Consider the following 20,666-nt stretch of genomic DNA (forward strand, 5'->3'; position numbering starts at 1 on the left):
TGATCTCCTCGGTGATGCCGCGCAGGACCAGCACCCGGGCACCCTGGCGCAGGGCTTGCTGGGTCGCATCGGTGTGGGTGATCGCGTACGTGACGGGCTGAATGATCACGTCGGCGGCGCGCATCGCACCCGCCACGATCGGCGGGGGCTCGTTGCCGTGCGCCCGACGCGGGGTCATGCATACGAGCACGGGTTCGGCGCCGGCTTCCCTGGCGGCCTTCAGGATCGCTTGCGCGATGGGTAGCGTCTTGGTGTCCGCGACGATGCAGACTTGCTCTGCCACGCGGACCCGGGCGCAGGTGCGCACGACGTTCCGCGCGCTGTCGACAAGCCTCGAGGAGTCGCTCAACGGACGCCTCCCGTACCGATCCTGGTTGTCCGAGCCAGGACGGCCTGCAGCGTCGCCCAGCTGCTCTCCAGGTGCTCGACCGCCCGGCGCTCCGCCAGATCCGGGTTGCCCCGCGCGATGGCCTGCAGGATCCTGCGGTGCTGCCGAATCGTCTGCAGCGGACGGTAGGGGATCGCTCGCCATAACGTCACGCGCAGCAAGGCGATGTGCCCACGCAGGTGCCCCAGCAGCTGCTGCAGCGCCTGGTTGTTGGAAGCACGCGCGATGGCGTCGTGGAAGCGGTGGTTCGCCAACGCCATCCCCTCCCGATCTCGGGCCATCGCCGCCCGCTCTGCCTGCGAGAGCGCCTCAGAGAGCGCGCCGACGGTGTGGGGCGTGACCTGTGCGGCCGCCAGGCGGGCGGCCAGCCCCTCGAGAGGGATGCGCACCTGGTAGATGTGCAGCGCCTCCTCGTATGAGAAGGTGCGTACCAGCACGCCGCGGTGCGGGAGGTGGAGGACCAGCCCTTCCTGGGCCAGCCGCCGCAGTGCCTCGCGCACGGGGGTCCGCGACACGCGGTAGGCGGCGACCAGCTGCCGTTCGGTCAACCGGGCACCCGGGGAGAAGCGGCCCGCGAGCATGTCATTGCGGATAGCAATGTATACACGTTCGCTGGCTGTCGGTGTCGGAATGCCGCTCGTGCCCATGACAACGGATATTTCTACGAGGGTGCCCCGGGCTCCTGCGGCACTTGTGATATATTGCATACAATCTTCACCCAGCGACTCAGGCGCCCTCCCACCGCAGTCCGCAGGCCCGGAGCAACGCGACGTCCGGCGGGCAGGGGCCGCCGACGCTGACCATCCGTTCGACCGCCCGTACCGCGTGCACCACCCGCGGGGGCACGTGGACGGCGCATCCGGCGCCGATGGCGTGTTCGATTCCGGCCGACAGGTCCTGGATCACCCCCGTGCCCTCGACGATGAAGATCGTGTCCTCGGACTCGGGGTGCTCGTGTGGGACGTTCTCCTCTCCGGGCTCGAGGACCACGCGGTTCATGGACGCCACCCGCGCGCCGTTGCCGGGCCAGACGACCAGCCGCGCCTGACGGGCGATGAGGGGGATCGGGACGCCGTCGCGGAGCGGATCGAAGACTCGGATGGGCATGCCTACGACTCCAGGATCCGAACGTCGTGATTCGAGCGCCGTGCAGGGGAGACGATGCTCACGACCCAGGCACCTTTTGGGCCCGCCACGGCGTCATGCGGCAGGTCTGGTGGTATCCACAGGACCGTGTCGGGTACGGCCGTCTCCTGGGCAGATGCGGCCGAAAAGGTCAGGGCACCCCGGATGACCAGCACTGCCTGTTCCTGCGCGTGGGCGTGAAGCGGAAATCGGCCGCCCGGCTCGAACTGGTAGAAGGTAACGGTCATGAGGCGCCCACTGGCCACCCGTCGACGGACTCCTGGGAGGACCTGCTCCCACCCGTCTGCCCACCGGTCGAGTCGAAGTCCGCTCATCGGCCTGCCTCCACGCGGGCCATCCGATCCTCCCATGCCTCCAGTAGATCCTCCGCGTCCATTACGAGCCCGAGGTGCAGCGAAACGATCCTCAATGCGGCGTCCTCCATTTCGGGTGAAAACCCGCGCACGAGGTCTCGCATGACCACGACCCTGTAGTCGCGGTTGGCTGCATCGAAGGCGGCGTTCAGCACGCAGCAATCGGTCATGACACCGGTGAGAACGACGGTCCGGCGTCGTAGCTGGCGCAAGAGGAAGTCGAGATCGGTGGGATAGAATATGCTCAGGCGCTTTTTCGTATCCACGATGTGGTCGTTTGGGTCCACCTCTGTCACCAGCTCGGTCCATGGGGTTCCGACCAGGCCGTGTGCGTCCGAGTTTGGGATGGGCCCCACCGTGATCGGAAACGTGAGACGCCATGCTGAACGGAATCCCTCGTCGACACCGCTCGAGCGGAGCACGGTCTTCACATGGATGACGGGCACGCCAAGACGTCGGCAGCGTCGGTGGAAGATGTTGATGGGCTCTACGATCTCACGGGCCCGCGGTGCCGGGCATGGGCAGTCTGGACTGTCGTCCAGATGTCCCCGGTGCATGTCGACGCAGACTGCTGCGGTTGTTCGCGGATCCAACCACTCCTCGAACCCCTCCGGAATTCGCTTGCGCACGCCGTAAAAGTACGCTTCCATTCCGTCACCTCCGGTCACCGCTCGCGGAAATATGGACGTCCCAATGCTGCTGGCATACCTGCGGCACCTCGGGCCCAAGTGATGAGGACGAGGACGACGAGCGTGAACAGATAGGGCGCCATGCGCAGCAGGATCGAAGACATCTCGATTCCCGCAAGCTGTGCCCAAAACCCAGCGACCTCGACCGCTCCGAACAGGTAGGCCCCAGCCAGGAGGCGCAGTGGGTGCCATGTCGAGAAGACCACCAACCCGATGGCGATCCACCCAAGACCGCCGGTCATGTTCTCGGTCCATGCCGGCGTGTACGCGAGGGAGAGATAGCCACCTGCCAGTCCGGCGAGTGCTGCCCCACCCACCGTCGCTGCGTACCGTACCATGGTCACGTTGACACCGACGGCGTCGGCCGCTGCGGGATCCTCGCCGCAAGCTCTCAGATGCAGGCCCTGTCGAGTGCGCATGAGCCACAACCACCCGATCAACGCCAGGGCGTAACTCGCGTACACGAGGGCGTTCTGTTGGAACAACACGCGGCCCAAGACCGGTAGCCCAGAAAGGCCCGGCAGGGGCACAGCTGCGAAGGGAGCGGGATTGGGGATGCCGATGAGCGGCTTGCCCAAGAAGGCGCTGAGACCCGTTCCGAACATAGCCAGCGCCAGCCCTGTCGTGACTTGCTCCGTTCCCAGGGTCACGGTCAACAGGGCATGCCCGGCGCCCAGCAGTCCTCCTGCCAGAAGTGACGCACCGACGCCAAGCCACGGATCACCCGTCGTGAGGACGACAGCGAAGCCCGCCATCGCACCGATCAGCATCACCCCATCGATCCCTAGGTTGAGGACGCCGCTTCGCTCCGCGAAGACCTCCCCGAGTCCGGCCAGCACGAGCGGGGTGCCGGCACCAACTGCTGCTGCGAGCAGCAACACGAGCTGATCCGTGCTCATGGTTGCCCACGTGCGCGTGTGATCGCGACAGCCCGCCGCCACCGAATGCGGTGGACCAGGCGCTCGGTTGCTAGCACAAAGGTGAGGATCAACGCCTGCAAGATGGCCGCGATGGCGGCGGGCACGCCGGTCGCCTGAATGGCCAACCCGCCGTTGAGCAAGGCTGCCATGAGGACGGCCACCGCCACCACGCCAAGGGGATGCAACCGCGCGATCCACGCCACGATGATGGCCACGTAGCCGTATCCTTGGGAAACGCCCTGCTGCAAGCGGTGGAGGGCGCCTGCCACTTCCACCGCACCTGCCAGCCCCGCCAGGCCACCGCTCAGAGCCATGACGATCACCACGTTCCGAATCACTGGGATCCCCGCGTATCGGGAAGTCCGCGCGCTTGCACCCATCACGCGGACCTCGTAGCCCCAGGGGGTCTGCCGAAGGACCCACCAGAGAGCCCCAGCCGATAGGAGCGCGAACAACAGGCCCATGTGGACGTCACCGAACACCGCAGGCAGGTGCGCACTTGTGGGAAACGGCCGAGAGTAGGGAAACGTGAACGCAGCCGGGTCGGCCCACGCGCCGAAAACGAGGTAGTCGACCAGCAGCAATCCCACGTAGTTCAGCATGAGCGTGGCGAGGATTTCGTTGATGCCGAACAGCACCCGGAGAAGGCCGGGGATCGTTGCCCATGCGGCACCGCCGAGCACGCCCAGGAACAGAAGACTTGGAAGCACGAAGGCAGCAGACAAGTGCTCTGAGGCTAAGGCGAGCCATGTCGCAGCGATGGCGCCCACTGCCATCTGACCCTCTGCCCCGATGTTCCACAGGCCTGCTGTGAAGGCCAGGGATACGGCGAGGGCGCACAGCAGCAGGGGAATGGCCTTTAGTACCGTCTGCTCCACAGCGTACGCCGACCCGAGCGCACCGACTGCCATCTCCCGATAGGCAAACCAGGGATCGTGGCCCGTCGCGGCGACCAGGAGACCACCTGTCACAACGGCCGTGAGGACCGCGCCGGCTCGGAGCAGGACACCCTCGACACGGGTACCGACCGGAACGTCGTTTACAGTCGCGCTCACGGTCTACGCAGCCCCGGCCATCCACAGGCCAACCTGCTCCCGGGTGAGCTCGGTGGTGGGCGCGCCTCCTACCAGCCGGCCCCGATGGAGGACGACGATCCGGTGAGCGACAAAGAAAAGCTCGTCCAGGCTCTCCGATACCAACACGACACCGCAACCGAGCGAGCACAGCTCCGACAGGGTTCGGTGAACCTCAAGCGATGCAGCCACGTCTAGGCCTCGTGTCGGGTACAGGGCCACCAGCACACGGGGTGAGCCCTGGACCTCACGACCCACCAGCACACGTTGCTGGTTGCCCCCCGATAGGCTGGCGACGGAGACGTCGAGAGAGGGCGTACGGACGCCGAAGCGGTGTACGAGTTCGCTCGCCCGCATCCTCGCTGCCTGCCAATCCACCTGCAGACCTCGGCGGATGGGTGCGCGGTGGAAATCCCGCAGGACACTGTTCTCAGCGACCGAAAACGACGGCACGAGCCCTTCCTGCAGGCGATCCTCTGGAATGTAGCGAAGGCCCAACGCCCACCGCTCCCGGGGCCCAAGGTGTGTGACGTCTCGGTCATCCAACCGGATACACCCTTCCTCAGGCATACGAAGGCCGGCGATCACCTCTGCGAGCTCCCGCTGGCCGTTGCCGGCCACCCCCGCCAGTCCCACGATCTCGCCAGCCCGGACGCCCAACGTTACGTCCTGAATCCGAAGGCCGCTTTCCCCGGTTGCGCGGACGTTGACCGCCTCCAGCACCACCGGCCCCGGCGATCTTTGGGTGGTGGGTCGGTGCGCTTCCCACTCGTGTCCCACCATCATGTGGGCCAGTTCGCGAACGTTGGTCTCGTCCGGAAGAACTGCCCCCGTCATGCGGCCCTTGCGCAGGATCACGATGCGATCCGCGAGGTCGATGGCTTCCGAGAGCTTGTGCGTGCTGAACACGACTGCTCGCCCCTCAGATGCCATGCGGCGGATCGAAGTGGTTAGCCGATCCACCTCCTGGGGTGTCAGTACGGCTGTGGGTTCGTCGAGGAGGAGTACCCGCGCGTCACCGTAGAGGAGTTTGAGGATCTCGACCCGCTGGCGCTCTCCCACGGACAAGGTCCCCACGCGCGCATCGGGCTCGATGTCAAGCCCGTGCGCACGAGCCAGACGCGCCACCTCGGCGTCGTGTACACGGGTGCTGAGAAGGAAGCGGGGTCTCCGGCGACCGAGCAAAACGTTCTCCGTGACCGTGAACGCGTCGACGAGCCGGAAGTGCTGGTGCACCATGCCCACGCCGAGTGCCAGGGCGTCTCGGGGAGACCGCAGTGTTGCGGGAGTTTCGTTGATCAGGATGGTTCCAGCGTCGGGACGGTACAGGCCTGCCGCGATGCTGAGAAGCGTCGTCTTGCCAGCGCCGTTCTCCCCCAGCAGGGCTACCACCTCCCCGGGCGTTACTGCGCAGTCGACACCGTCGAGCGCGACCACGCCCGGGAAGGCCTTTACGATGCCCCGCCACTCCAGCGCCAGCCGGCTCATGCGACTATCTCGCGGTGGGGGCCTGTCCTTCGATACCCCGCAGCAGCCAGTCGAACCCCAGGATCTCTCGCAGTTCCATCGTCTTTCCCGAGGGTACCCGCACCCTCCCGGTCTGGTCGGCCAGCGGTCCCCGGAAAACCTGGAATGTGCCGTCGGTGATGGCCTGGCGCCGTCGTTCGATGAGCTGGCGGACGTCTGCCGGAACGCTCGGATGCAGCGGCCCAAGAGTCACCACACCGTCTGCCAGTCCGCCGTAGTAGTCCTCGGACTTAAACTGTCCTGCCAGAATGCCCCGCACGATGGACTCGTTTACCCTTCTCCAATCCCAGATCGTCCCGGTGAGGTAGGCGTTGGGTGCGAAGCGCTGCATGTTCGATTCGGATCCGATCCCGTACTTCCCGATCTCGGCAGCGGCCAGCAGAGCACTGGGGGTGTCCTGGTGCTGAGCCACAATGTCGGCGCCGGCATCGAGCAGCGCTTTGGCGGCGGCTTTCTCTTTGGGTGGGTCGTACCAAGTACGAGTCCAGACGACCTTGATCTTAGCGTCGGGGTTGGTCTCCCACACTCCCAATGCGAAGGCGTTGACGCCTGCCACCACCGTACTGATGGGGTGGGCGGCCACGAACCCTACGACGTTCGTGCGGGTCATCTTGCCGGCGACCAGACCCGTGAGGTAACGGCCTTCCCAGATCCGGCCGTAGATGGTCTTCACGCGCGGGGCCAGCCCGATCGCCGGCCCGATACCGATGATGTAGACGTCCGGGTGCTGGCGGGCAACTTCTAGACTGAATCGCTGGTAGCCGAACGCGGTCGCGAAGAGGATCTTGTAGCCCTGCCGGATGAGTTGTTCCATCACGCGGCGCACTTCCGTCGTCTCGGGTACGGACTCCACAAACCGCGTGTCGGCCCCCAGCGCACTTTGCAGGTGACGACGGGCCACATCGTGCTGAAACGTCCAGCCCGCGTCGCCGATGGGTCCGACATAGATGAAGGCTACCTTGGGCCTCTGAGGTGCTGCCCAACCCGTCACGGCGGTAGCCGTCATGGCCAACGCCGCCACACACAGCAACAGAGCCAGCCCTCGCATTGCGATCCCTCCTCTGCGGGGATGTTCCCTCCCAACTCTCCGATGACTAGTCCTCGATGAACGCCACCACGCGGCACGGGCTCGCCTCGCCGCCGACGAATCTCCACGGGAAGCAGCCGATCAGGCAACGCCGGTTCAGCACGTGCGCGATGTCGCCACCGATGTTCTCGACGTGCAGGACGCCGGCGCGGAACGGGACGTGGTGCATCACGAACAGGTCCTCCTCGCCGAACGCCTCTTCGGGATCGCGCCCGGTCCGCCGGCGATACTCGCGGGCGATGTCCGACCGCTTGTACCGTATGCTGGTGTTCATGGGGTGGTCGGCCGAGGCGCAGTCGAATCCGGTCCAGCGGAATTCCATCTCCGCGATCCACTCGGCCAGCTCCCGGCCGCCTCCGGGATGGCGGCAGAAGTACCGGACTTCGTCCTCGTGCGGGCAGCCGTTGTAGTACCGCGACCAACCCGTGTGGTAGATGAGGATGTCCCCCTTGCGGACCTCGGCCCTTCGGGTGATGTGCTCCGGGCGGATGACCGTCCAGTCGTCCATGTCTTCGCTGATGTCGACGATCACGCCCTCGCCGATCAACCGATCTAGGGCGACGCTCGCGATGTCGGCCCCGCCGGACAGGATGTGCATCTCGGCGTCCAGGTGGGTCCCCACGTGCAGAGGCATCTCGACGTACTGGCTCACGATGCCGTGGGTGTGGTGGCGCTGGATGTAGGAGATTTTGGGGGACGGATATCCTACCCAACCCGGCGTGTGTATGCTGAACGGTTGCGTCAGATCGACCGCTCTCATCGATCGCCTCCGCTGGCGCGTGCGTCCAGCCTCAAGGCCGGAAGTGACCTACGGCCGGTACAGCCAGCCGGCGTCCGGCATCCGATCGACCAATCCCGCCTCGACGGCCAGGCGAAACATCTGCTCGATGACCGCTCGCTCCCGACCCCAAGCCGGGTAGACCTCGAACTGGAGCCGGCGGAACAACACCGCTTCCTTGAAAGCACCGCGCGGCAAACCCGTCGTCCGCGCAACGATCCCGTCGGCCTGGTCGAGGTGGGTGCGCACGTAGCCGGCAAAGTCTGTGAACATTTTCAGCGCCGCTGGCACACCGGCCGGGTTCCGGCGGATCGCATCCTCACGCAGCCACAAGATCAGTTCCCATCCGTCGGTGCCCGTCATCTCGCGCCAGGCCCTCCGACCATTGAAGACGATCCGGTAGGCGGGACTGTCGCGCATGGCCAAAGTGGCAACGGGTTCGATTAGCATGGCCGCATCGACCCGCCCCGCCGCGAGTTGCGCTCGGGCGAGGGGGAAGGGTGCCTGTACGACCGTGACGTCACGGCGCAGATCCAAACCCTTCCAGCGTGCGTAGATCGAGGTCAGCTGAAACTGTTGCGATCCTATGTCCGCGGCCAGAGTCTTGCCGCGCAGGTCGGTGAGGGATCGCACGTCGGGATGCCGGGCGATGATGACGAGGTCACTGGGGCGGACCAGCGTGCCCACGGCTTTGATCGGCACGCCTTCCAGGCGCATCCGCTGGAGCACGTTGGGGCCGCCCGCCAGGGTGTCCACCTCTCCGGTCGCGATGCCGGCGTAGTAGGCGGAGATGGTCGCGTAGTTTGCCGTGTCGAGTTCGATCCCGTTGGCGCGATCGAGGCCCGCCTCGCGGATCACCTGGGCCACGAACGTACTGATGGCGGGGAAGGACAACACCCCCATGCGCAGGCGCGTAGGGTGGGGTGGGGCCGAGGGGGCCGAGGGGGCGACCGCCAAGACCAGCAACAGCGTGCAGGCCCATACCCGTTTGGCAAGCGTGCTCATCCGGACACCTCGTGCAGCTCCATGTCGACGGCCGGTCGGCCTGTGTTCAGCATCGATTGAATGACCTGCCGGGTTCGGACTCGGTCGCCTCCCAGGAACGCATCGGGGCGGATGTCGGCGAGCAGACGGCCGGGTTGCCCGAACACCAGCACCCGTTCTCCCACCGAGAGGGCTTCCTCGATCTGATGGGTCACCAGGAATACTGTCTTGGCGTCGGCGCGGGCGAGCGACAGAAAGTCCTGGCGGATTTGCGCGGCGGTGACTTCGTCGAGGTGCCCGAATGCCTCGTCGGCGACGAGGATCTCAGGATTCACCGCGAACGCGCGCGCCAGGGCAACCCGCTGCCGCATGCCGCCCGACAGCTCGTTGGGAAACGCGTGGAGAAACCCCCCCAGGCCGAGTTTCACCAACCAGTGCTGGGCCAGGTGACGGCGCCGCTGCGGCTCGGTGCCAAGGATCTCCAACGGCAGCTCGACGTTGGCCAGTACGGTGCGCCACGGCAGGAGCCGGTCCTGCTGGAAGACCGCAGCGATGCGGCCACGGAAGAAGGCGAAGTCGCGGTACGGTTCGCGGCCGTCGACTTCCACTTTCCCAGCGGTCGGCGCCTCGAGGCCGATGAGGATGTTGAGAAAGGTGGACTTCCCGCACCCGGTTTGGCCCACGATCGCAACGACTTCACCTCGGCGGACCGCGAAATCCAGACCCTGGAGGGCCACGACGCTCCGCCCGGTACCCTTCTGACGGTAGACCTTGCTCAGGCCTTGGACCCGAACGTCCATCGTCATCAGTCCCGCCAGACCAGGACTCGCCGCTCCACTCCGCCGACGACCACCTGCGTGGCCATCAACATCACGACCAAGACGACCGTCCAGGCGAAGACGTCGGCCACCGAAAAGAGCTCCTGCGCGATGACCAAGCCGTAGCCGATGCCGCTGGTGGCCCCGACCAGTTCCGCCATCGTAACCACGCGGATCGCCAGACTGAGGTTGATCTTCCAGGACGTCAGGATGGCCGGCAGGGTCGCCGGCAGGATGAGTTTGGAGAAGTACTGGACCGGCGTTGGGCGAAAGGAGCGAAGCATGTCACGCAGTTCGCGGGGAACGCCTTGCATGGCATCCAGGACATCGATCAGAAAGATCGGCGCGCAGACGACCACCAACACGAAAGCGATCCTCAACTCGACGCCGCGGAACCACAAGACGGAGAACAGGATCCAGCAGACCACCGGGACCGCCATCACCAGCCGGACGAGGGGCATCAGGTACCGGTCGAGGACGCGCCACTGGAACATGGCCACGGCGAGCGCGATGCCGCCGACGAACGAGACGACGAGGGCCAGCAAGACACGTCCCGCGGTGACGACGACGAATTCGTACCGAAGCCCTTGGAGGGCAGCCCAGATGCGTTCCCACGACGGGACGACGTAAGGTGGGAGCACCGCAGACGCCACCTGCCATGCGACGGCGAAGGCAGCGAGCGCAACCAGCGTCTCGTGCGGAACCCGCGCCAGGCGGGCACCCGGGGGCTGCACGGCTTCCGGGATCTCGACGGCGACGGTTGCGGGCGTCTGACGACTCATCGGTTTCACCCCTTCCCCGACCGGCTCGCCTTCCTAGGGCCGGTACACGATGGCCCTGTCGGGGAGGCGCGGCAGCAGACCGACGTCCACTCCGGCTCGAAACATCTCCCACAGGGCCTCGGTGACCGCCGGTTGCCATGCGGGCCGCACATCGTAGACGATCCGACGGAACAGCACTGCCTCCTTGAGAACTCCCGCCGGCAAGTTCAGAGACGAAGCGACCACGCGGTCGCTGGCATCTAGATTCGTGCGTAGGTACGCCTGACCGTCCTGGAACGTCTTGATCAGACGATCGACCGCAGCGGGGTTGCGCCGGATGGCGTCGTCCCGCATGTGTACCACGAGCTGCCATCCGTCCTTCCCCGTCAACTCGCGCCAGCCGGCTCGGCCGTTGAAGATGATGCGATAGTCTTTGCTGTCGCGGATGGTCAACGTCGCCGTCGGCTCCCAGGTCATCGCCGCATCGACACGTCCCGCGGCGAGTTGCGCGCGTGCGAGGGGCGGACCGGCCTGGATCACGTTGACATCGGTGCGCAGGTCCAGGCCTTTGCTCTTGGCGTAGATGGACAGGATCGCGAACTCCGATGATCCCATGTCGGCAGCCAGGCTCCGGCCGCGCAGGTCCGTGATCGTGCGCACCTGGGGGTTGCGCGAGATCACCACCATCGCGGACAGGCCCACGTAGGAGGCCAGGATCCGCACCGGTGCTCCTTCGAGTCGCAGCCTCTGGTACACATGCGGCCCACCCACCCCTGCATCCACTTCGCCGGTGGCCTGCGCCGCGTAGAACCCGGAGACCGCGCTGAAGGAGATCGGCTCCAAGTCCAGGCCGTTGCTGCGATCGAGCTCTGCGGCTTTGACGATGTCCACCATCACCGAGACCAGGGAAGGGAAGGCCAGCCGGGCGATGCGAACCCGGATGCGGTCGGGCGGCGCTGCCTGCCCATGGTGGGCACCAACCGCCAGGAACAGCGCGAGGACCACGATCGTAAGCCGTACGTGCCTCATTTCCCACCTCCCTTGCCAGGCCGGGCATCGGCGACCTGAAGCCGACCCGGCTGGTATCCGCTCGCCCGACCGAGGCCTCATGTCGGAGCTGCCGAGCACACGGCCGGGGGCCGCGGCTGGTTGCAGACGTCGAGAGCGATGAGTGCGTACGCCCTTGCCGCGTCCACCATGTCGTCGATGCGCATCGCGAACTGACCTCCGCCGACGCTCGGCCCCGGCCCGTAGATGACCGCGGGGATGCCCAGCGCATTGAAGACGTTGATGTCCCGCCACATGCTCGTGTACGGAGGGATCGCCGCCGGGGGCGCACCGCCTCGCACCGCGGCGTGCGCGCGCTGGATCGACTGCACCAGCGGCTCGACCCCGCGCCCCTCACAGCCTGGCCGATAGACGTACAGCTCGACTTCGCCGTGCACGCCTGCGCCGCTCAGCACGGTCCGCAACTCGTCCCGTACGTCCAGCGGATTCTGCGCCGGGGTGATGCGTACGTCGACGTAGAGTGCGCATACCCCTGCGGTCTTCGTGATCTTCCACGGCACCCCGCCCCGGATGGCACCGATGTTGACCTTCGGGACGACCACACCGCCCGGGCCCTCATACCGGTGGACCTGCTCGTAGCGGACCGCCCATGCCTCTATGTGTTCGATCAGCTTCGCGGCGCGGACGATTGCGCTGGGGCTGCTTTCCGGAGGTGTCGGGCGGGGGATGTAGGGCGTGTACAGGGGGAAGTCGTTTCCGAAGACGGTCACCTTGAAGAAGGCCTTGCCGGCCTCGACCCAGCCCACGCCGAAGTCCGTTCCCTCGGCGACCAGGGCGTAGTCCGCGACCGTGCCGTGTTCGACGAGGTAGCGTGCCCCGGTCTCCTTGGCGACGTATCGTGGCGCTTCGAACTCGTCGACGGGTTCCTGCCCGATCTCGCCCGCGACCATCGTGAGGAGCAGGTCTCCCCGCAGGGGGATGCCGCTTTCGTGCAGAGCCTTGGCGGCGACGAGCCAACAGGCCATGGGGCCCTTGTTGTTCACGATGCCGTTGCCGATGAGGTGGTCACCCTCGCGGCGTCCGGTGTGGAAGACGGGGTCTGCGGCGCGGCGGGTCGTCCAGATCTCCTCCTTGGCGATGGTGGTGTCCATGTGACTGTTGAAGATGAGGCTGCGGCCGTCCCCGGTTCCCGGGATCCGCGCGACGACGTTGAACCGATCCGGCAGGAGCCCCACGCGCCGAGGGGACAGCCCCCATCGGGTGAGGGTATCGGTGAGGTACTCGCCGACGGCCCCCTCCTGGCCGGTGGGGCTGTCGATGTTCGCCAAGTCGAGCGCCAGCGCCACCAGGTCTTCGCGGTCGATGCGGTCGAGGACCCGCGCCGCCTGTTCTTCCTCCATGCCTCACCTCGCAACCGGTGGTGGGATTCCTCCCGGCGGCTCGCCCACGACGCCCGAAGCCTCGTACAACGACGGATCCGGAGGGCACGGGCCACCCACGCACACCAACCCGCGTTGTCCTGCTCGGATGCGGTAAGGTGTGCCCTCCGTGACGTGGAACATCGCACCCTCGGCGATGGGCTGTTCCTGCCCGGTCTGCTCGTCGAGGACGAACCCGCAGCCCCGGATCGCACAGTAGACGGCCTCTGACTCTGCATGCAGGAGCCGTACGGTCCGTGTTCCCGGCAGCAAGGAGATGAGGTGGAGGCTCCTGTGGCGTGCGCCGACGCCGGGCCACACGAGTGCGACGAACCTGCCGTCCCCCTCCAGCAGGGGGAGTCGGGGCGCACCATCTTCGTTCAGCACCTGGATTCCGTGGCGGCTCATCGGTTGCGCTCGCGCGTGTAGCGCTTGCGGCCGGCAGGGCCGCCCGAGATCCGAGCGAGGGTGTCCTCGCGGGTACCGTGCAGGTTCACCCAGATCGTGCGGGCCGCTCCCCGGCCCACGTTGGTGAACCGGTGCGGAACGGTGGAGGAGAAGGCGATGGCGTCTCCCTCGCGCAGCACGAAGGATTGATCTCCCAGTTGGACCCGCAGCCTCCCCTGCAGCACCACCCCGAGTTCGCGGCCGCGGTGCTTGATCGGGCTGTCGGCGCTGGATTCCCCCGGCTCGTAGCTGTTCTCAGCCAGTTCCACGTCCACCACCGGGTCGCGAACCGCCAGGCGCCGGCGGACGCCGGGCCGCGTCTCGAAGACCGGTTGTGCCTCCCGGCGCACGACCGGATCGTACCGCCAGACGCCGCCGTGACCGAACAGTTCCGAAACCGGGATTTCCAAAGCGTCGGCGATTGCGATCAGGGTGCCGATTGACGGGTTGGCGATTCCGCGCTCGACCAGGCTGATCATGGAGGCGCTGACCCCCGTCCTGCGCGCCACCTGCCCGAGCGTCAGACGCCGGGCAGTCCGCCACTCGCGGATCGCGCTGCCCAGGTTCCGCAGCGCCTCGGCCAGGTCGGGCGCTCTCGACGCGACGGCCATGGGCGGACTCCTTTCAATATATTGAACTTGTGTTGAATATAAAGTACGACGCGGGGCCGGGGACTCCTGCTGGGCCGCGCAAATCGGCCAAATGCCCGAGGGAGGATGCCGTGGGGGAAGCCGTCGGACCGCGCAGGACCCCGAGGGCTCGACGGCCTATCCGAGGTTCACGCCAGGAAGAGGGGGGTATTTTCCCGTGCGTTTTCAGTCCAGCAGGAATTTGTGAAGCTATGTTGAAAGAGCAGGCTAAGCACGAACGGACGGAGGGGCAGCGGTGGACGGACTGGCGAACAGAATTCGAGAGTTGCGCCAGGAAAAGGGCATGACCCTTAAGGAAGTCAGCGAGCGGACGGGATTCTCCGTTAGTTTCTTGTCGCAGGTGGAAAGAGGGCTGTCTTCCCTTTCGATCACCTCGCTACAGGCTCTCGCGGAAACCCTGGGCGTGCCGATCGTCGAGTTCTTCCCCGCTCCGCCCGTGCGGAACTATGCGCGACGCCGGCACGAACACCAGCCCTTCCAGCTGGATGGTTCCCAGATCCAATACGTGAGCCTCAGCGGCAACTTTCCCTCGCGGAATCTGGAACCGCTCTTGGTCACGCTGCCGCCACGCCTGCAGCGCCAGGAGCCCTTCGGGCACCCGGGGGAGGAGTTCGCATACGTGCTGTCGGGTCGGATGACGATCGTCGTCGATGGCGAGGCATACGACCTGGGTCCTGGGGACAGCATCCACTTCAGCTCGCGATCGCTCCACACGTTCGAGAACCCTACCGACGAACCTACGGTCGCCGTTTGGGTCCTGACGCCAAAGATTTTCTGAGGAGGGTCGGCAATGCGGGTTGCCTCCGATATCGGCGGGACCTTCACGGATCTGGTCTACCTCGACGAGCGCTCGGGGACGCTGAGGACAGCAAAGGTGGACACTACGCCACCGCAGTTTGAGCGCGGAGTGATGGACTCCCTCCGGAAGGCCGGGGTAGAGGGCCACATGATCGCCTACCTCGTCCATGGAACGACCGTCATCATCAATGCCGTCACCGAGCGCAGGGGAGCGCGCACGGGGCTGATCACCACGCGGGGCTTCCGCGACGTACTGGAGATCGGGCGCGCGAACCGACCGGACCTGTACAACCTCAGGTACCGGAAGCCAAAACCCTTTGTTCCTCGCTACCTGCGACTGGAGGTCACGGAGCGGATCTCCCATAAGGGTGAGGTGCTCGTCCCTCTCTCTGAGGAAGATGTGCGTGATGCAGTCCGGCGCCTGAAAGCCGAAGGTGTGGAAGCGATCGCGATCTGCTTTCTCCATTCTTACGCGAACCCCGCGCACGAGCGGCGCGCGGCCCAGATCGCACGCGAGGAATGGCCTGACGTGTTCGTCACCTCTTCGCATGAAATCACACGAGAGTGGCGCGAGTACGAGCGTACGAGCACCGCGGTGCTGAATGCCTACGTTCAGCCGTCGGCAGCTCGCTACCTGGATGCGCTCGAGCGAGACCTGCGCGACAGCGGCGTGGTGGGTACGCTGTACGTCATGCAGAGCAACGGGGGCACAGCGACCTTCGACAGTGCCCGCAGGGCGCCCATCGGGATGGTGGAGTCGGGTCCGGTAGCCGGTGTCCTGGGCACCCTCGCCCTCGGGCGGTTGCTGGGCGAAACGAATCTGATCTCTCTGGACATCGGCGGTACGACCGCGAAGTGCACCCTTATCGACCGAGGCGAAGTTCGCGTCACGACGGAGTACAAGATCGAGTGGAGTCGTACGTTTCCCGGATACCCCCTTAAGGTGCCGGTCGTCGACATCGTAGAGATCGGGGCGGGTGGCGGGAGCATCGCCTGGCTGGACGACGCAGGTGCCCTGCACGTCGGCCCCCAGAGCGCGGGGGCGCTGCCCGGCCCGGCGTGCTATAGCCGAGGGGGCCAGGCGCCGACCGTCACCGACTCCAACCTCGTCGCCGGCCGCCTGAACCCCGGGTACTTCCTCGGAGGCGAGATTCCGCTTCAGGTGAGTCATGCGCGGGCGGCCCTAGGGCCGATCGCCGAACGTTTCGGCATCGACGAGATCCAGGCTGCCCTGGGGGTCCTCCGTCTGGCCAACGCCAACATGGTCAACGCCCTCAAGCTGGTGTCGATACACCGTGGCTACGACCCGCGGGACTTCACACTCGTTGCGTTCGGCGGGGGAGGCGGGATGCACGCTGCGTCGCTCGCACGTGAGCTCCACATCCACCGCGTTCTCATTCCCGTTGAGCCGGCCGTGTTCTCCGCGTGGGGCATGTTGATGACCGATCTGCGCTACGACCTCGTGCGTACGCACATCGAACGCACCGACGGGGCGAGCCCTCAGGACCTCGATCGACGCTGGAGCGAGATGGAGGAGGCTGCGGTGCGGTACTTCGCAAACGAACAGATGGACAGCAGCCGCCTCGTGTTCCGCAGATACACGGACATGCGCTATGCAGGGCAGGAACACACCGTGAAGGTACCGTTCCCCGCCGGTCCCGTAACCACGGAGACGGTTCGGGAAGTGGAGGAAAAGTTTCATGCACTCCATGAGCAGCACTACACGTTCCGGCTTTCGAACCCGATCGAGTTCGTGAACTTCCATCTCACGACGTTCGGCACGGTCGACAAGCCGTCGATTCCCGAGATTGACGGCACGCGGAACGCGGTACGTGCCAGGAAAGACAAGCGCCGCGTGGAGTTCGACGGCCACGGGGCGCTGGAGACCCCGATCTACGAACGGGGTCGGCTCGGGCCCGGTGCGGTCGTTCGGGGCCCTGCGATCATCGAGGAACCGGCATCGACGACCGTCCTCTTCCCCGGAGACCGGCTTCGGGTGGACCCCTACGGCAACCTCCTGATAGAGGTCTCGGTGCGGGGGTGATGCGCATGGCACAGAGGGCCAGGAAGACCCGAACCGCCCCACGGAATCGTCGAGAGCGGACGGTGGATCCGTTCACCCTTGAGATCATCAAGAACTCGCTGGTGGCGATCGGCGATGAAATGTTCGTCGCTTTGCAGCGTACCAGCATGTCGACCATCATCTACGAGGTGCTGGATTACGCAACCGGCTTGACCGACGCGCGGGGGCAGTTGATCACTCAGGGCAACGGCGTGACGCTATTCCTTGGCACGCTATCGCACGCCGTCCAGTACACGCTCGAGAAGTTCGGGGACCGTTTGCGTCCTGGCGACATCGTGATCACGAACGACCCGTACACGGGGGGTGGGACGCACCTGTCCGATGTGTCGTTGGTCATGCCGGTCTTCTACGACGGACGGATCGTCGCATTTGTGGCCAACAAAGCTCACTGGACCGAAATCGGTGGAAAGGATGCCGGGTCGTGGACGACGGACGCCACGGAGGTGTACCAGGAGGGGCTACAGTTCCCGTGCGTCCGGCTGTTCGAGGAAGGGCGACCCGTCCAGAGTTTGCTCGACCTCATTGAGGCGAACGTACGTCTTCCGCAGATGACTTTGGGAGACCTGTGGGCGGGCGTGGCCGCGCTGCGGGTGGGGGAACAGCGAGTGCGGGAACTGTGTGACAAGTACGGCGTGGACACGGTGTTGCGTGCGGTGGACAAACTCCTAGACGACGGCGATCGGCTCACACGGTTGGCACTGGGTGCTCTGCCGAAGGGTACCTTCGAAGCCGAGGATTGGATTGACGACGACGGCATCGGCAACGGACCGTTCCCCGTGCGCGTGCGCGTGACGATCAGCGACGAGGAGTTCGTCTGCGACTTCACGGGCACCCACGCGCAAGTTCCCGGCCCCGTGAACTGCACATATACAGCGCTGGTCAGCGGAGTACGGGCGATGTACCTGGCGGTGACGAACCCTTCGAATCCGGCGATCAACGACGGTGCGTTTCGTTCCCTGCGTGTGGTGTGCCCGCCACGCACGATCTTTTCGGCCGAGCGACCGGCACCGGTGTCGACGTACTGGGAGACCATGCTATACGTCGCGGATCTGATCTGGAAGGCACTGGCGCCAGTGATCCCGGATCGCGCCACCGCAGGGCACTTCCTGTCGGTGTGTGGGACGATTGTCGCCGGCCCCCATCCCGACACCGGAGAGTTGTTCCTGCTCGTCGAGCCCCTTGCCGGGGGATGGGGTGCAGGGGTCGACAAGGACGGGGAGAGTGGCCTCGTGTGCATCGGGGACGGGGAGACGTACATGATCCCCATCGAAGTTGCCGAGACCCGCTACGGGGTGCGCGTCGAACAGTACGCCTTCCACACCGACGACGGGGGGGCGGGCCGTTTTCGGGGCGGTAAGGGTCTCATCCGCGACTACCGGATCATGTCCGACGAAGCCTACCTCACGACCACGTTCGGCCGCCACAAGTTTCGCCCCTGGGGTGTGGACGGAGGCCGAGAGGGATCACCGAACTACGTTCGCATCTTCCATGCTGATGGCCGCGAGTTGGTCTTCGGCAAGACGGCGCGCTACCGCCTCAAGAAAGGCGACATGGCACGCCTGGTGACGGGGACTGGGGGTGGGTGGGGCGATCCGAGGCAGCGCGCGCCCGAAAGAGTGACCGAGGACGTCCGCAACGGCTACATCACGCCTGCGCAGGCGGAGCAGGATTACGGGCTCGCCTTCGGCTCGGGTACAGGCGTCGCCCAGCCGCTGGTGCGCGAGACCACGGGGGTGCGCTGATGCGGATCGTTCAGGCGGACGGAAGGGAAGGGGTGCAGGTTCTGATGGCGGTGGACGACCCCGTTCGCGGCCGGATGGCTGCAGGAGTCGCGCGGTTCTCGCCCCAGACCCGCCATCCAATAGAGGGGACATCCGTCCATGAGGCGCACGAGACGTTCTTCGTCCTGAAAGGGCGTTTGCTCGTTAGTACGGCCGAGGGCGAGCAGGCGGTAGCGGAGGGAGATTTCGTCTACATCGCACCCGGGGAGGAGCACTGGGTGGCCAACGAGTGGGAGCATCCCGCAGAGGTGGTGTGGGTTCTGGTCGGCTCGACGGAAGTATGAGCGATCCAGCAGGCCGACAAGCGATGGAGAAGGGGGGATGGGGATGTCCAGACGCTCGATCGCTGTCATCGGGATCGTCACAGTTGCGATCGTCGTCGCTTTCGTACTTGCGCGGAGGCAGCCGGGACCGGAGGTGGCGGCACGGGTGTTACGCATGACCGAGTCGCCTCCGACCCTGATTGACCCGGCACTCGGCACCGACTTTTCCAGCACAACCTCACACGTGAACCTCTACGACGCCCTGGTCTGGCCGGGAACTGACGGGGAGATCGAACCGCACCTCGCGGAGAGCTGGGAAGCCTCGCCGGACGGGCTCGTGTGGACCTTCCGTCTGCGACGTGGGGTTCAGTTCCACCATGGGCACGGCGAGCTCACCGCGAACGACGTTGTGTTCACGTTCCGGCGGCTGATAGCCATCGGCGAAGGCTTTTCCTACTTGTACCAGGGACGGGTGGCGAACGTTGAGGCTGTCGACACCCACACGGTCCGCTTCACGCTGTCGCGTCCTTTCGGGCCGTTCCTGGCGACACTGCTGCGTCTGGCCATCGTGAGCGAAGCGTGCGTACGGGCCAACAAGAAGGACGGGCCCTACGGCGAGTGGGGCGATTACGGTCGAGACTACCTGACGACCAACGACTGTGGGTCGGGACCGTACGTCATGCGTGAGCGCGTTGTCGGTGAGTCCTTCGCCGCCGAGCGTTTCGCGGATTACTGGATTCCTTTCCCGGCCGGCGCGCCGGACCGTTTCGTTCTCATGGAGACGACGGAGGCTGCGACCGTACGGACGCTGATGGAGCGGCGAGAGCTGGAGATCACGGATCAGTGGCAGTCCTTGGAAGCGTACAACACCCTGCAGCAAATCCAGGGCGTGGACGTCGCGAGGATCGCCGACGGATCGATGCTCTACTTGATGCTCCACAACCGTAAGGCACCGACCGACGATGTCAACGTCCGGAGGGCACTCGCGTGGGCGATGAACTACCAGCAGGTGACAGACAGCATCTTCCCCGGGACGAGCCAGGCACGCGGCCCTGTAGCGGCGACTTTGCCCGGCCACGACGCCACCGTCTTTCAGTACAGATTTGATCTGGAGCGCGCCCGCGCGGAACTCGCACAGTCACGGTACGCCGACAGGATCGGGCAGATGCCGATCGACTACTGCTGGACCGCGGAGGTCCCCGACCTGGAGAAGATCGCGCTCATGTTCCAGGCAGATCTGGCCAGGATCGGCGTGAGGGTCAACATCGTGAGCCTGCCGTGGCTGCGGATGATCGAGGCCGCGTCGCGGCCGGAGACGACGTGCCACATCATGAGCATCTGGGTGGCGCCGCACTATCCCGAGGCCGGATCCATCCTGGAATCCAAGTACCATTCCCGCGCAACGGGTACCTGGGAGCAGACGGAGTGGGTGCGGGACCCGGAGCTCGATCGGATGATCGACGACGCGCTCGCGACAATCGACCGGCAGGAGAGGTTTCGTAAGTACGCTGAGATTCAGCGGCGGATCGTGGAGATGGCCCCCACGATTTGGGTCTATGAGCAGGTCTCGCGCCACGCGTACCAGTCCGGCTACGTCGAGTGGCCGCAGGCAAAGAGGCCGATCCCCGTCATGGGTTACAACATGGCGGCGCGACTCATCCAGGTTTACCCGGAGCGGGCCAGACGGTAGCGGG

General features: G+C 65.7%; 22 protein-coding genes. 5 read left to right on the top strand and 17 right to left on the bottom strand.

Features of this window, described 5'->3' with window-relative positions:
• The 17 genes from QN163_10460 to QN163_10540 form a co-directional block, all read right to left on the bottom strand.
• On the bottom strand, positions 1-349 hold a 349-nt coding region (locus tag QN163_10460), incomplete at its 3' end, for a leucyl aminopeptidase (GenBank protein MDR5684424.1).
• On the bottom strand, positions 346-1,095 hold the full coding sequence (locus QN163_10465; protein ID MDR5684425.1) for a GntR family transcriptional regulator: 750 nt from the start codon (positions 1,093-1,095) through the stop codon (positions 346-348). The genes QN163_10460 and QN163_10465, both read right to left, overlap by 4 nt.
• 19 nt (positions 1,096-1,114) lie before the next feature.
• Positions 1,115-1,495 carry a cupin domain-containing protein gene (locus QN163_10470; GenBank protein MDR5684426.1) on the bottom strand — a complete coding sequence of 127 codons (381 nt, stop codon included), beginning with the start codon at positions 1,493-1,495 and terminating at the stop codon, positions 1,115-1,117.
• Between the two features lie 2 nt (positions 1,496-1,497).
• On the bottom strand, positions 1,498-1,848 hold the full coding sequence (locus QN163_10475) for a cupin domain-containing protein (GenBank protein MDR5684427.1): 351 nt from the start codon (positions 1,846-1,848) through the stop codon (positions 1,498-1,500).
• Positions 1,845-2,537 carry a cysteine hydrolase gene (locus QN163_10480; GenBank protein ID MDR5684428.1) on the bottom strand — a complete coding sequence of 231 codons (693 nt, stop codon included), beginning with the start codon at positions 2,535-2,537 and terminating at the stop codon, positions 1,845-1,847. Before QN163_10480 ends, QN163_10475 begins: the two co-directional genes overlap by 4 nt.
• 14 nt (positions 2,538-2,551) lie before the next feature.
• The gene (locus QN163_10485) at positions 2,552-3,475 is read right to left on the bottom strand and encodes an ABC transporter permease (protein MDR5684429.1); all 924 of its coding nucleotides are present in this window, start codon (positions 3,473-3,475) and stop codon (positions 2,552-2,554) included.
• On the bottom strand, positions 3,472-4,551 hold the full coding sequence (locus QN163_10490; GenBank protein ID MDR5684430.1) for an ABC transporter permease: 1,080 nt from the start codon (positions 4,549-4,551) through the stop codon (positions 3,472-3,474). Before QN163_10490 ends, QN163_10485 begins: the two co-directional genes overlap by 4 nt.
• Before the next feature lie 3 nt (positions 4,552-4,554).
• Positions 4,555-6,057, bottom strand: coding sequence for an ABC transporter ATP-binding protein (locus QN163_10495; protein MDR5684431.1), 1,503 nt, complete (start codon positions 6,055-6,057; stop codon positions 4,555-4,557).
• Between the two features lie 4 nt (positions 6,058-6,061).
• On the bottom strand, positions 6,062-7,144 hold the full coding sequence (locus tag QN163_10500) for a BMP family ABC transporter substrate-binding protein (GenBank protein MDR5684432.1): 1,083 nt from the start codon (positions 7,142-7,144) through the stop codon (positions 6,062-6,064).
• Between the two features lie 46 nt (positions 7,145-7,190).
• Entirely contained in the window at positions 7,191-7,943 is a 753-nt protein-coding gene (locus tag QN163_10505; GenBank protein MDR5684433.1) for a cyclase family protein, read from the bottom strand.
• 48 nt (positions 7,944-7,991) lie between these two features.
• A complete protein-coding gene (locus tag QN163_10510) occupies positions 7,992-8,966 on the bottom strand; it encodes an ABC transporter substrate-binding protein (protein ID MDR5684434.1) in 975 nt (324 codons plus the stop codon).
• Positions 8,963-9,751, bottom strand: coding sequence for an ATP-binding cassette domain-containing protein (locus QN163_10515; protein MDR5684435.1), 789 nt, complete (start codon positions 9,749-9,751; stop codon positions 8,963-8,965). The genes QN163_10510 and QN163_10515 overlap by 4 nt, the downstream gene beginning before the upstream one ends.
• Positions 9,751-10,545: an ABC transporter permease subunit gene (locus QN163_10520; protein ID MDR5684436.1), complete on the bottom strand. Its 795-nt coding sequence runs from the start codon at positions 10,543-10,545 to the stop codon at positions 9,751-9,753. The genes QN163_10515 and QN163_10520 overlap by 1 nt, the downstream gene beginning before the upstream one ends.
• Positions 10,546-10,578: 33 nt before the next feature.
• Positions 10,579-11,553, bottom strand: coding sequence for an ABC transporter substrate-binding protein (locus QN163_10525; GenBank protein MDR5684437.1), 975 nt, complete (start codon positions 11,551-11,553; stop codon positions 10,579-10,581).
• A 77-nt stretch (positions 11,554-11,630) separates the two neighbouring features.
• Entirely contained in the window at positions 11,631-12,932 is a 1,302-nt protein-coding gene (locus tag QN163_10530; protein MDR5684438.1) for a M20/M25/M40 family metallo-hydrolase, read from the bottom strand.
• Between the two features lie 3 nt (positions 12,933-12,935).
• A complete protein-coding gene (locus QN163_10535) occupies positions 12,936-13,358 on the bottom strand; it encodes a hypothetical protein (protein MDR5684439.1) in 423 nt (140 codons plus the stop codon).
• A complete protein-coding gene (locus tag QN163_10540; GenBank protein MDR5684440.1) occupies positions 13,355-14,008 on the bottom strand; it encodes an XRE family transcriptional regulator in 654 nt (217 codons plus the stop codon). The genes QN163_10535 and QN163_10540 overlap by 4 nt, the downstream gene beginning before the upstream one ends.
• 274 nt (positions 14,009-14,282) lie before the next feature.
• Here QN163_10540 and QN163_10545 point away from each other — a divergent pair, with 274 nt between their 5' ends.
• The 5 genes from QN163_10545 to QN163_10565 are packed head-to-tail and all read left to right on the top strand — an operon-like array spanning position 14,283 to position 20,662.
• Positions 14,283-14,825 carry an XRE family transcriptional regulator gene (locus QN163_10545; protein ID MDR5684441.1) on the top strand — a complete coding sequence of 181 codons (543 nt, stop codon included), beginning with the start codon at positions 14,283-14,285 and terminating at the stop codon, positions 14,823-14,825.
• Between the two features lie 12 nt (positions 14,826-14,837).
• Positions 14,838-16,889 carry a hydantoinase/oxoprolinase family protein gene (locus QN163_10550; GenBank protein ID MDR5684442.1) on the top strand — a complete coding sequence of 684 codons (2,052 nt, stop codon included), beginning with the start codon at positions 14,838-14,840 and terminating at the stop codon, positions 16,887-16,889.
• 5 nt (positions 16,890-16,894) lie between these two features.
• On the top strand, positions 16,895-18,670 hold the full coding sequence (locus tag QN163_10555) for a hydantoinase B/oxoprolinase family protein (protein MDR5684443.1): 1,776 nt from the start codon (positions 16,895-16,897) through the stop codon (positions 18,668-18,670).
• A complete protein-coding gene (locus tag QN163_10560) occupies positions 18,670-18,993 on the top strand; it encodes a cupin domain-containing protein (GenBank protein ID MDR5684444.1) in 324 nt (107 codons plus the stop codon). Before QN163_10555 ends, QN163_10560 begins: the two co-directional genes overlap by 1 nt.
• 43 nt (positions 18,994-19,036) lie before the next feature.
• Positions 19,037-20,662 carry an ABC transporter substrate-binding protein gene (locus QN163_10565; GenBank protein MDR5684445.1) on the top strand — a complete coding sequence of 542 codons (1,626 nt, stop codon included), beginning with the start codon at positions 19,037-19,039 and terminating at the stop codon, positions 20,660-20,662.
• Positions 20,663-20,666: the final 4 nt, after the last annotated feature.

It is taken from the genome of Armatimonadota bacterium (assembly GCA_031432545.1).
Taxonomy (GTDB): domain Bacteria; phylum Sysuimicrobiota; class Sysuimicrobiia; order Sysuimicrobiales; family Sysuimicrobiaceae; genus Caldifonticola; species Caldifonticola tengchongensis.